Here is a 12,799-nt window from a genome sequence, read left to right as displayed (position 1 = left end):
TTACTGATTTAGCAATGCCAGGAGAGTGCGCGTTCGCACGTTCAGGCGTACATCACCAACTGACCCGTAACAAATATCACAAGTAGTAACGCGGATTATTTGGCTCATGTTATCTCCTTCTTCAGGCAACAGTTAGCCTGGGCCCGATTGCCTAAATAAATAAGTAACAAAGTCCAGATTCTGTTATTTTTATTTCATAAAAGTTCGCAGAGAGTCAGTTAACAGAAATGAATAATAGATTTCTATATATGCTCATGATGTGTGCCAAATCTTACAATATCATCTTCTTCAAGGTAGACTCCGGAACGAACTTCAATCATCTCCAGCGGAACCTTTCCTGGGTTTTCAAGACAATGAATAGTACCCTGAGGAATATACACTGATTGATTTTCACTTAATAATTGGACCTCATCACAGATCGTGACCTTTGCCGTTCCCGCAACAATAATCCAGTGTTCAGCGCGATGATGGTGCATACGTAATGCAAAGCCCTGCCCGGGTTTCACGGTTATCCTTTTAACCTGATAACGATCACCTTCATCAATAGAATCATATTTTCCCCAGGGTCTAAAAACCTCACGGTGAATATGATGTTCCGAGCGACCATCCGCCTGAATTTGCGCAACGATTTTTTTTACATCTTGTACATCCGTTTTATTTGCGATTAATACTGCATCTTTAGTTTGGACGACAATCAGATCTTTTACGCCGACGGTTGCTACCAATCCCGACTCGGCGTAGACATAACTGTTCTCTGTATTATGGTCAATGACATCGCCATGATAAACATTGCCCTCGTCGTTACGATCGCTGATTTCCCAAAGTGATGACCATGACCCCACATCGCTCCAGCCAACGTTCATCGGCAGGACTACGGCATCCGTGGTTTTCTCCATCACGGCATAGTCGATCGATTCCTCTGGGCAAGCCTGGAAATCGTCCCGACTGACACGGATAAAATCATTGTCCAGTTCAGCGTTATCCATCGCTAACAAGCAGGCCTGTAGAATATCCGGGCGATATTTTTCAAGCTCTTCAAGATAGCGTCGGGCCTGGAATAAAAACATACCGCTATTCCAGTAATATTCACCAGCAGAAATATATTTTTCGGCTGTTTCAAGGTCAGGTTTTTCCACAAAAGCATCAACATTGAAAGCAACAGAATCAACTTGAATCTGGGTACTACTGACTTCACCGCGTCGAATATAACCGTACCCTGTTTCCGGTGCATCCGGGACGATACCAAATGTTACCAGCTTGCCATTTTCGGCTAACGGAATGGCTGAGGTCACTGCATCGTGGAAGAATTTATTTTCTTCGATAATATGATCAGCTGCCAGGACCAGCAACAACGGGTTATGATCGGAATTATTGTTACATGCTGCGATTGCTGCCAGCGCGATTGCTGGTGCGGTATTCCTGGCTTGTGGCTCAAGAATAATATTCCCCGTTAGCTTATCGATTTCTTGCAATTGTTCAGCAACAATAAATCGATGCTTTTCATTACATATTACCAGCGGTGGTGAACAATCCAATCCATCAAGGCGACAAATTGTCGATTGCAACATTGTATTTTTCCCATCCAGACACAAGAACTGCTTTGGATATAATGTTCTGGATAATGGCCACAAACGGCTACCGGACCCACCGGCAATAATTACCGGATGAATGTTATTCTGACTCATAAGTCAACCCTTCAAATGATTAATAAATTGATTTAAGACATTATCTTTTTCAAGTGCAGACTCTGCATAGGAACGTGCAATCATATTGTATTCAGGCATAGTGATTGCATCAGTAATTCCGGCCACAAGCATCTCAACTGATTCTGGCTCAATACAGATCGCAATACCGGGATGTTTCTGACAAAGCTGCCCCAGTTCGGTGTGGATCTCTGCTGTAATCACGGCATTTCCCCCGACCGCCAATATGTTCGTTAACTTAGAAGGAAGGACCGCATCTGCAGCGCCACGTCTTTGGATGACTAAATGGCAATCTGCCAACCTTAATAACGCTGGCAACATTTCGTATGGTTGCAAGGGATAGAACTTAACATTCGTTAGGGCTCGTTCCTTGACCATTTGTTCCATCCTGGATTTCCCCCCTCCCTGACCCACAATAACGTATATCCATGGTTTATCCTGAGTCTGGCTTGCAGCCTCAACGATATTTTCAACGCCTTGTTTCTCACCAATATTTCCGGAATACAGAATAATTTTTTTATCGGTTGGCAAATCAAACTGCTGACGAATTTGCTCTATATCAGCACTATCCACCTTGCTAAATCTTTCCACTTCGGACCAGTTCGGGAAAAAGATAAGCTTTTCTGCAGAAACGCCTTTCTCCTGCGCTTTTTGCATCATAGAGCGGGAGATCGTGGAAACATTATCCACATTCAACAAACTGCTACGCTCAAATGCTTTGGCTACTCGCGCAATCATTGTGGAATTTCCGGTTGCCGCCAATCCCAGCCCCAACATCGCATCAACTTCATAATCCTGAATATGCAGCACGGTGCGAGAGCCAGACAGTTTTGCCAGCAAACGCATCCCTGGTGTACAGAATAGCGTGGGTACCACGCCGATAATGTATTCAGGCTTCCACCGATACTGAGCCAATAGGGGAAAAAGACTGCTCAGGGCAAAACTGCCCAAATGTAACAACCGCTTTAACGTTGAAGGTTGAGTTGGTACATATAATGGACAGCGCCAGACAGTGGTGACACCAACTTCCCGACGATAGCGCCAGGAAGAATAAGGTTCGCCGACTTGCCACTGCGGATAATAAGGAGGTGCCGTGACCACCCGAACCTCATGCCCCTGGCTCGCCATCCACTCCACCATCTCTCCCGTGTATTTACCAATTCCGGTCAATTCGGGAGAGTAATTGATGCCATAAACCAGAATTCTCATATCCCGGGCACCCGATCTTTCGTCGCTGGGTTGAAATATGCCTGCGTATTCTTATGCACATTCCCATCGGCAATCAGCTCATCTGTTTTAGCCCAACGCCAGGTATCATGCTGTTTTGACGGCAACATTGATGTACTGGTATTAATCTTCAGTCGAAAACCCAGCACCACATAATGCGTTGAAAATGAAGAACCAGAAAAATTATCCTCATAAAAGTGCTGCCAGACACCAAAAAACTGACCGTGTGTTATGAGAAACTGCTGACCTAATTCTTCTTCCGTCAAACGCATAAATGCTTGTTCCAGCGATTCATCTTTTAATACTCTGCCGCCGGGCACAAACCAATATCCTTGAGCAGGCCTGTTAGTTCTTTTCCCAACTAAAAACTCCCCAAACTCATTCTCAATGATAAAATCCAGAGAGATCAACGGCGTCGTGCGCACCGCATTAGCGAAGTCTTCATTATTGAGAAACATTACTCACCCCGATACCGCTGCTGATTATCAAGGAACCAGCGATAAGTATTAATCAACCCCTGTTCAAGTCCTATTTCATGATGCCAACCGAGTCTTCTCAGGCGACTGACATCAAGCAGTTTTCGTGGTGTCCCATCAGGTTTAGAAGCATCAAAAATAATATCACCGCGAAAACCAACAACTTTTGCAATGGCGTCGGATAGTTCACGAATAGTGCAATCTTCACCCGTGCCTACATTGACATGAGAAAGCATTGGCTCTGTATTTTCCTGCCAAACTTCATTGTCTAACTCCATCACATGGATGCTTGCTGCCGCCATATCATCGACATGCAAAAATTCACGCATGGGTTTTCCACTGCCCCAAACCTCAACATACTTGTCATCCCGTTGGGTGGCTTCATGAAAACGACGCAATAGCGCAGGGATCACATGGGAATTATCTTTATGGAAATTGTCGTTTGGTCCATACAGGTTCGTCGGCATCACTGAACGGTAATCCCGGCGATGCTGCCGGTTATAGGACTCACACAGTTTTATTCCTGCAATTTTAGCGATGGCATAGGGCTCATTTGTCGGCTCCAGTGATCCCTGCAACAACTCGCTCTCTTTGATTGGTTGCTGCGCAAACTTAGGATAAATACATGATGAGCCTAAAAATAATAACTTCCCGACATTTGAATTATGAGCCGCATGAAGGATATTACTTTCCATCATCATGTTTTCATAAATGAAATCAGATGGATAATTATTATTAGCCATAATCCCGCCAACTTTTGCCGCGGCAAGATAAACCTGGTCAATATTTTCACTGGTAAAAAAATCATTAACCGCCGTTGTGTCTAATAAATTGAGCTGTTCACGGTTACGGATGATTAACTCGACATCTTCACGTTGTGCAAGTTGTCGGTAAATAGCAGAGCCCACCATTCCCCGATGTCCCGCAATATAAACACGTTTCTTCTTCATCATCATTAGCTCTCCAGTGCAATAACAACATCGTAACCATGGGACTTCAGCAGTGAATGTTTCTTCGCTGCTTCCAGATCGTGAGCAACCATTTCAGAAACCATCTGGCGCAATGTGATCTCCGGTTTCCAGCCCAGTTTTTCGTGTGCCTTTGTCGGATCGCCCAACAGCGTTTCAACCTCTGCAGGACGAAAATAGCGCGGGTCGACGGCGATCATCACATCCCCCGGTTTCACCCCTGGCGCATCATGCCCAGTCACCGAAACCACAATGCCTTTTTCATTCACGCCCTCACCTTCAAAGCGCAGCTTAATACCGAGTTGGGCAGCAGCCATTTCCACAAACTGACGGACGGAATACTGCACGCCAGTGGCGATCACGAAATCTTCCGGCTGTTCCTGCTGCAGCATCATCCACTGCATCCTGACGTAGTCTTTGGCATGTCCCCAGTCACGCAACGAATCCATATTGCCGAGGTACAGACAGGACTCCAGCCCCTGGGCGATGTTGGCAATTGCACGGGTAATTTTGCGTGTGACGAAGGTTTCGCCACGACGCGGAGATTCATGGTTAAACAGAATGCCGTTACAGGCATATATGCCATAAGATTCACGGTAATTGACGGTGATCCAGTAGGCATACAGTTTGGCGACAGCATAGGGCGATCGCGGATAGAACGGCGTCGTTTCTTTCTGTGGGATCTCCTGAACCAGACCGTACAGTTCAGAGGTGGAGGCCTGATAGAAACGGGTTTTCTTTTCCAGACCCAGGAAGCGAATCGCTTCCAGCAAACGCAGCGTGCCGATCCCATCAACATCAGCAGTATATTCTGGCGAATCAAACGACACCGCCACGTGGCTCATTGCGCCCAGGTTATAGACTTCATCCGGCTGAATCTCTTGCAAAATGCGGGTCAGATTAGAGGAGTCCGTCAAATCACCATAATGCAGATGGAATTTGGGATTACCCGCATGTGGATCCTGGTAAATATGGTCTACCCGTTCGGTATTAAATGACGAGGCCCGGCGCTTAATACCATGAACTTCATAACCTTTTTCCAGCAGAAACTCTGCCAGGTAAGAACCATCCTGCCCGGTTACGCCAGTAATGAGAGCGACTTTTGACATGTTATTACCTCTTAAAATTTCCCTTCAGGGAGTAACGTTCTCGACGCGTTTACGCATAACTACTGCGGGGTTACCCCGACATATGGCATTGGCCGGCAACGATTTAAAAACGCTGCTACGTGCACCCACGACGGTGCCGTCGCCTATCGTCACGCCAGGCGCGACAAAAACATCTGTCGCCAGCCAGCATTTCTCGCCAATCACAATTGGCGTGGCACTAATATCAAAGTGTTGGCTGGCATAATCATGACTTCCGGTGCATAAATAGCTTTTCTGCGAAATAACCGTATGAGCCCCAATCGTAATATTACCCAGCGTATATAAAACCACGTCATCCCCTACCCAGGCGTAATCACCCAGTGTTAATTTCCACGGATAAGTAATTTTTACTGAAGGCCGAATAACTACGTTTTTTCCTATTTTTGCGCCAAATATCCTTAATAAAAAAACACGCCAGCGGTACATCACCTGTGGTGACCAGTGAAATAATGTTGCTTGTACCGCCCACCATAATTGCACTTTAATTGCACCACCGCCGCGAAAACCTTTCGGCACCGCGAAGCCGTTTAAATCCTGCATAGTGTGACCTTACGTTTTACCATATAAGTGTTTTGTCTTACCGGTTGTACGCAGACGTATGTATTCAGAAAATTCAGCCCAAAAACCGGGCATGCGCAATATTTGACGTTGGACTCTTTTGGCATCCCGACACAATTCCAGATTATTCGTAGTCGATACGCCGCCCATGGAAAACTCCGACACTAAACCAGTCAGTTTTTTAAACGCGAACCCGGACTTGTATAATTTTGCTGCCAGCGCATAATCCGATGATATTTTATATTGCAAATCATAATGCCAGGTTTGCAGCCCCGTCAGCGGAAAAAATATTGCCTGATGACTGGCTGGCAAACTGTGGTAGATATACCAACCCGGTTTAGCCCGGCGCGTCATTTTTTTACCATTACCAAAATCCAGCAAAGCATCGCCAATCACCATCGCTTTATCACTCTGCGTTTTTAACTGGCGGATAAAATGTGCAGAATCGGCATGCAGAATATCTCCAGAGTTGAGAAAGAGTGCAAAGCGCCCGCGCGCCATAGCGATACCTTTGTTCATTGCATCGTAGAGACCGTTATCAGGCTCGCTGACAAAACGTAACTGGTGCTCTCCATTGAGATTTTCCAGGAATGCCGGTGTACCGTCTGTTGACCCCCCATCGATAACAATCCACTCAAAGCGGATATCGCTCGCCTGCGCAAGATGCGCCAGTGACGCATGGGTTTTGACGATCCCGTCCAGATTGCGAAAAGCGACGGTGATAATACTCAGCAGCATGTAAATTACCTCGCGATATTCAGCGCCTTGCGCAAAATAAACGGACATACAATTAAAAATGCATATTCCGGACTAAATACTGAACCGGTGAAAAACAACGACAACGGTGTAAAAAGATAAAGCTGCACCCGATAATTCTGATTATCACCAAACGCATTCATCATCATTTTCGTTACTTTTCCCATGTACCACAGGGATAATATTACGGCGAACCACGAAAAATAGATAATTAACAAATACAAACCATTGTCTATCGTTTTACCTACATCTGCACCGTTAAAGATTCCGAATGATGCAACATATTCATAAAGTGAGCCAAATCTCACTACACCATCGACATTCAGTAATGAATAGCCAACCATGACCAACGGTCCTACTATGCGATAATAAGATGAAGAGCCTTCAGTACCTAAATCACCAAGACGCGTCGTGATGTAGGGGAAGGCAAATATCACGCCCACCATAAACACACTCAGCGAGATAATTGCCAAGGGTAACTTCTTTTTTATCGCATCCTTATTCAGATACTGAAACGCCCACTCCAGCAGGTAAAACAAAATAAATGTCATCACCCCTGAAAACGATCCTGACAATATCACCCCTGCCAGAATCATAGCATCGGTCTTGGGCGTTTTGATACCAAACTGTTTGATGCTGAGCCAAATTGAGATTAACGCCAGAGCGAAAAATGCAGGCTCAAAATAGAGTGCGGTGGTACGCTTCCCACCAAATTTAATAAAGTTCAGCACATAGCTATTGCTGTAAATAAGATATTTCGAAATAGCTTCCATTATACTGCTGCCACCGCTGAGAATGATCTGTGCCATTTCAATGGCAGCCAGACCGACCACTAACCCCACCACCAGCCAGAATAAACGCAAAATTTTAGGATAGTTATGTGGCGAAATGGTTTTAAAGCGAATACTCCACACCATGCCAATAATGATCACGGTATAGATAAACAACATGGCAGATGTTACATACTTGCTGGCATCCAGCGATTGGCCAAACAGGTAGTTAAACACCGCCAGCCCCCCACCCACTCCCAACGCAATCAACAGCTTTTTAATATTGATACGGTCAACAAACAGCAGTAGCAACAGTGGTAAGAAAGTGACAACGGTGACAGGGAAACTTTCACCCAGTTGCGCAAGCTTGACGTTAACCAGCAGATAAAGCAGCGGCAACACCAGATAGCTACAGACCCTGATAGTACGAGACATATTCCTCCAGCATCTGTTGTCCGCTGTATGCTGTCCGGCTCTGCTGGCTAAAGGTAGCCAGCGAGGTGTCAAATACCGCCTGTGCAATTTCTGATTTTTTCAGTTGTACCAGATGCAAAACATCCGCTTCACTGAATGTTTTGCCGCCTGATTTTGCCAGCACTTCCTGTGCCGCCTCACTGTGCGTGGCGATAACCGGTACACCGATAGAAAGCGCTTCGCACAAGATTAGCGGATAGTTATCAACCCGCGAACTGAACACCAGCCCATCCATCTGATTTAGCGCCCCCATCAAGGTTCGTTTGTCACTTTCAAACCCATGGTTGATGACGTTTGCTCCGGCAAACGGGGAAAACTTACCGAAGGTATGCAGCTCTATTTTGTCACCGAGCGCGATAAGCGCCTGGACCAGTTGCTGGCTGGTTTTGCCGTCATAGCGCAAATCATGGGCCACCACGGCAATTTTCGGTCTGCCCAGCGGCTCATGCTGAACCGGCAAGTCAGCAAGAATCGCTTCCGTCGCCACATCGATACCGTTATTGATGATGTGACAACACCCGGCACCGTACAGGCTGTTAAATGCTTCCGCCACATGTTGACTGGGCGAGATAAACTGGCAGCCAAGCGCCAGCATCGTACGAAACATTTGACGTTTCCCGGGCAGTTGCTGATGCGCTTTATCAACGTTAACCGGGGGATAGTTGCTTAACGTTGGACATTTCTGGCAGCCCGTTTTCCAGCCTTCGCAGCCATCGGTAAAGGCGCAGCGTCCGGTAACACTCCAGTGATCGTGCAGCGTCCACACAAAGGTGATATCGGGCTTATGTGCCTTCACCTTTTGGCAAAACGCCACTACCTCTTCGAGGTTCAGCCAGTAACTGTGCAGCACATGGAAATGCAGAACCAGCGGGCCCGCGGTGCGGATGATTGTGCGATACATACTGTCGAGGTTGCCAAACAGATCGCGGTTTGCGAGGCGAAACAGGGCAATATTCGCCGCCGACGTCAAACGCGGCGCATGTTTAATCACGTGCGGATAATTTCCGTGACTGGCGCTTCTCTTGCCTCCTTTGCCATAACCGTATACAAACCGCGACACCCACCCTTTTTCCAGCGCGCGCAGGTGTAAATCCAGCGCGACCCCGGCCGCCCCGCCTTCGGCAAGCCGAACATTAAATTGCAGAATATTCATTGCATTACCTTTGCTCTCACATGTTGACTCAGCATACTTAACGTCCTCGCAGACCGTCAGCCAGGCGTTTGCCGTTACGGATGGAAAGCAACGTCAGCAATGTGCGCCAGTTCATCCGCTTGTTACGGATCTGATAAAGAGTAAACAGCTGATATTTTTTACTCGCCCGGTCAAATTTACCTTTGTGTTTGCGATAGAACTGGAAGTAACCGGAGAACTTATGTGGGGATGAGGTAATACGCATCTCGCCGTGATTCACATGCAGGATCTGCGTCGCCTCTTTTACCTTCCAGGGTTTACCGTAGGCCACGACCATGCGCAGAAAAATGTCGTAATCCTGCGCGGCTTTTAACGTCGTATCAAACAGGCATGCTTTGAAACGCCAGGCCCAGCTAAAGACCTGATTACCAATGATATTGCGTTTATAAAATCGGCGACGTGAGTACATCGATTTTGGATACAGCGGCAGACTGGCTGGCTGTGAATAAACCTCACCTTCACAGACATAATCATCAGCGTATAGAAAAGCATGCGTTACCAGTTGATGACGAGACTGAAGGAATGAGCTCAGGCGATTCGGCGTCCACTCATCGTCATCATCAATCCCCGTAATGTACTGCCCACTGGCCTGCATGATGGCCTGATTGCGTACTGCGCACGCGCCGGAGTTCATCTCGTTATGCGTATAGCTCACGCGTGGATCGTTTAACGCCTCAACAAACTGTTGCAGCTGCTCATACTCGGCAGAGCAATCATCGACAATGATCATTTCCCAGTGACTATAGTCCTGGCGCAGCACCGATTTAATCGCCCGGATAGCCAACTGCTGGCGGTTCCAGGTGGGCATATAAATAGAAATTAGCGGGTTGTCTGTCGTCATTTTTTGTCCCAGATAAAGTTGCCAGATGGCGCTACGCTTATCAGGCCTACATTCGATATGCGTTGCTGTTAGTTATCTATTTCGAATCCGACGTGTATTCGTATTCGTAGTAACCGTAATCCTGATACCCGCTGGCGCGCCGGAAAATGGAGTTGAGGATCACCCCTTTCACCTGAATTCCGTTTTGCCCGAAACGACTCAGACTGGTTTCCACCTCTTTCAGCGTATTGACCGCGTAACGCGCCACCATCAGCGTGGTTCCGACGTGGCGACCAACGATAGCTGCATCGGTCACGGCCAGTATTGGCGGCGTATCGATCAGCACCAGGTCATAGTTCGCACTGGCCCAGGTCATCAACTCGCCAAAGCGCTCGCTCATCAGCAGTTCTGAAGGATTAGGGGGAACCTGCCCGCGAGGGACCAGGTCAAAATGTGCAATTGAAGTTGGTTTTGCGCAGGAGGGAATGTCACCCTTGCCGCTAAGGATCTCAGACAGACCGTTGACGTTATTGGTCCCGAGCAGCTCATGGGTATAGCCTTTACGCATATCACAGTCGATCAGCAGTACGCGCTTGTCGGTCTGACTGATAACCGCAGCCAGGTTGGCACAGACAAATGTTTTGCCGATCGACGGGCTGACCCCGGTAAGCATCAGCACATTATTACGTGATTGCATCATGGCGAAGTGCAGGCTGGTACGCAGGCTTCGCACCGCTTCTATCGCGAGATCGGTCGGATTCCCCACAGCCAGTAACTGACTTTGCTTGTAGCGTTTCACACCTTTGATGGTCTGAACGTTATCACGCGCTTTTTGCCATTCTGACAGGGGAATGCTGGCATACACGCTGATGCCCTGCTCTTCAAGCGCCTGCGGGCTTTCAATACCGCGATTGAACAGCGACCGTAGCAGCACGCCAACCACTGAAAGCATCAAACCAAGTAGGATACTGCCGAGAATAATCAGCGCCGTTTTCGGTTTCAGGACACCAGGCTGGGCAATGGCAGGATCGACAATGCGCACATCGCCAACCGTACTGGCTTCCGTGATCTTCAGCTCCTGCTGTTTATTCAGCAGTTGCATATAGACCTGCTGGCCGGACTCCACGTCACGCGTCAGGCGGACAATTTCCTGCTGCGTTTTCGGCATCGCCGTCACGCGCCCGTTAAGCTTGTTTTTTTCATCTTCCAGCGCCTGGCGTTTTTCCAGCAACGTGCGATACGCCGGGTGCGCTTTGGTGAACAGTTTGGAGATTTCAGCTTCTTTAAAGGTCAGTTCATTTAACTGAGCATCAATATTTACCATCGAGTCCAGCACCGCTTTGGCCTCCAGCGGTAAATCGACGGAGTCTTTATCCTGACGAAATGCATTCAGTTTGTTTTCGGCAACGTCCAGACGGTTGCGCACCTCCGGTAATTGTTTTGCCAGAAATGCCAGGCTTTTAGCGGCCTCTTCAGATTTACGCTCCACGTTCTGTTGCAGATAGTTGCGGGTAATACTGTCAAGGATCTGGCGGATTTGTGCACGATCTTCCCCCGTGAAGGTCAGACTCAACACCCCGGTATCTTTACCTGTTTCCGTCACCATCAGGTTATTTTGCAGATTGTTGATCGTGCCAAGCGTGGAGAACTTACTGACGGTAAATTCGCTACCCGGACTGGCATGAATCGCCTCAACCAGCATCGTTACACCGTCATGGTTCAGTAACTGCCCAACCTGGCCACGAGCGCTAAAGCCGCCGTCACTCACCAGTTGATAACTTTTGTCGTTCAGTACGTTCAACGTGAAGGTCTGTTCATTCATTGACGTTGGCAAGGCGAAAGTCGTTACATTGACCGTTTCATTCTGGCGGCCCATCAGACGGTCCCAGCCGGCACCAAAAAGAGGAAATGAATCTTTAGTGACGGAAATATCCAGATTAAGATCGTCTACCGTTTTGCCCAATACCCGCCGTGACTGAATAAGCTGAATTTCCGCTTCAGAAGCAGGTGGCTTGTTGGATAACGCCGAGCCAATATCCTGAACTAACGAGCTGCCGGTGTTTTGCTCTATTTGTACCAGCGCATCGGCACTGTAGATCGGCGTGGCAAACAGGGTGTAGAGCGCCGCACATAGCGCAAATGCGGCGGTTATGCCCAGTACCCACCAGCGTGCTTCGACTACGGTCCCCACCAGACGTCCGATATCGATTTCATCGTTGCCTGTTGCCGACGTGGCAGACTGTTTTTCTTTTTCTGTCATTGTTTTCCCTGCTCCGCATTCAGTGCCTGGGCCCATTGCTGGGCAGACCGCTCAAGTAGTGCATACACCGCATCAAACGCATCACGGCTTTTACGATACGGGTCAGGTATTTCGCGTTCGCTGTCCCAATGGCCAAACAGCATTACTTTGCCGCGCATCTCCGGCACCATTTCACACAACGCCGTAATATGGCGTTTTTCCATGGTCAGGATCAGGTCATACTCCCGACACATCCGTCCCGAGATTTGCCGTGCACAATGATTTTCCAGCGACAAGTTATGTGCCTGCGCCACACTGATAGCGCACGGATCGGCGCCCTTGCCTACCAGCGCGCCGAGACCAGCGGAAGACACCGTCAACGCCGGATGAAATTGCCTTAACAAGCGCTCTGCCGTCGGAGAACGGCAAATGTTCCCCACACAGACAACTAAGATTTTGTTAAACATG

General features: G+C 47.9%; 12 protein-coding genes. All 12 read right to left on the bottom strand.

The features are described 5' to 3' along the window. Positions 1-242 precede the first annotated feature (242 nt). Positions 243-1,685 carry a mannose-1-phosphate guanyltransferase gene (gene cpsB / locus FDX24_RS15235; protein ID WP_124021618.1) on the bottom strand — a complete coding sequence of 481 codons (1,443 nt, stop codon included), beginning with the start codon at positions 1,683-1,685 and terminating at the stop codon, positions 243-245. A gap of 3 nt (positions 1,686-1,688) precedes the next feature. Next, positions 1,689-2,912, bottom strand: coding sequence for a WcaI family glycosyltransferase (locus tag FDX24_RS15230; protein ID WP_137346242.1), 1,224 nt, complete (start codon positions 2,910-2,912; stop codon positions 1,689-1,691). Further along, complete coding sequence (locus tag FDX24_RS15225; protein ID WP_137364557.1) at positions 2,909-3,388, bottom strand: GDP-mannose mannosyl hydrolase; 480 nt, start codon at positions 3,386-3,388, stop codon at positions 2,909-2,911. The genes FDX24_RS15230 and FDX24_RS15225 overlap by 4 nt, the downstream gene beginning before the upstream one ends. Next, positions 3,388-4,356, bottom strand: a complete 969-nt coding sequence (locus tag FDX24_RS15220; RefSeq protein ID WP_061068813.1) for a GDP-L-fucose synthase — start codon at positions 4,354-4,356, stop codon at positions 3,388-3,390. The genes FDX24_RS15225 and FDX24_RS15220 overlap by 1 nt, the downstream gene beginning before the upstream one ends. A 5-nt stretch (positions 4,357-4,361) precedes the next feature. Beyond that, entirely contained in the window at positions 4,362-5,483 is a 1,122-nt protein-coding gene (gmd, locus tag FDX24_RS15215) for a GDP-mannose 4,6-dehydratase (protein ID WP_115602248.1), read from the bottom strand. A gap of 24 nt (positions 5,484-5,507) precedes the next feature. Next, on the bottom strand, positions 5,508-6,062 hold the full coding sequence (gene wcaF, locus FDX24_RS15210; RefSeq protein WP_137364556.1) for a colanic acid biosynthesis acetyltransferase WcaF: 555 nt from the start codon (positions 6,060-6,062) through the stop codon (positions 5,508-5,510). Positions 6,063-6,071: 9 nt separating this feature from the next. Continuing rightward, positions 6,072-6,818: a colanic acid biosynthesis glycosyltransferase WcaE gene (wcaE, locus tag FDX24_RS15205; RefSeq protein WP_115602423.1), complete on the bottom strand. Its 747-nt coding sequence runs from the start codon at positions 6,816-6,818 to the stop codon at positions 6,072-6,074. 5 nt (positions 6,819-6,823) lie between these two features. Then, positions 6,824-8,041 carry a colanic acid polymerase WcaD gene (gene wcaD, locus FDX24_RS15200; RefSeq protein ID WP_115602250.1) on the bottom strand — a complete coding sequence of 406 codons (1,218 nt, stop codon included), beginning with the start codon at positions 8,039-8,041 and terminating at the stop codon, positions 6,824-6,826. Further along, positions 8,016-9,233 (bottom strand): colanic acid biosynthesis glycosyltransferase WcaC, encoded by a 1,218-nt coding sequence (wcaC, locus tag FDX24_RS15195; RefSeq protein WP_048212042.1) that lies wholly within the window; start codon positions 9,231-9,233, stop codon positions 8,016-8,018. The genes wcaD and wcaC overlap by 26 nt, the downstream gene beginning before the upstream one ends. Before the next feature lie 37 nt (positions 9,234-9,270). Then, complete coding sequence (gene wcaA, locus FDX24_RS15190) at positions 9,271-10,113, bottom strand: colanic acid biosynthesis glycosyltransferase WcaA (protein WP_005128312.1); 843 nt, start codon at positions 10,111-10,113, stop codon at positions 9,271-9,273. A 76-nt stretch (positions 10,114-10,189) separates the two neighbouring features. Next, on the bottom strand, positions 10,190-12,352 hold the full coding sequence (gene wzc / locus FDX24_RS15185; protein ID WP_137364555.1) for a tyrosine-protein kinase Wzc: 2,163 nt from the start codon (positions 12,350-12,352) through the stop codon (positions 10,190-10,192). Beyond that, a complete protein-coding gene (gene wzb / locus FDX24_RS15180) occupies positions 12,349-12,798 on the bottom strand; it encodes a low molecular weight protein-tyrosine-phosphatase Wzb (RefSeq protein WP_101741482.1) in 450 nt (149 codons plus the stop codon). Before wzb ends, wzc begins: the two co-directional genes overlap by 4 nt. Position 12,799: the final 1 nt, after the last annotated feature.

The organism is Citrobacter sp. wls716, assembly GCF_005280975.1.
Lineage (GTDB): Bacteria > Pseudomonadota > Gammaproteobacteria > Enterobacterales > Enterobacteriaceae > Citrobacter > Citrobacter youngae.
This window is presented reverse-complemented; position numbering and strand designations above follow the sequence as displayed.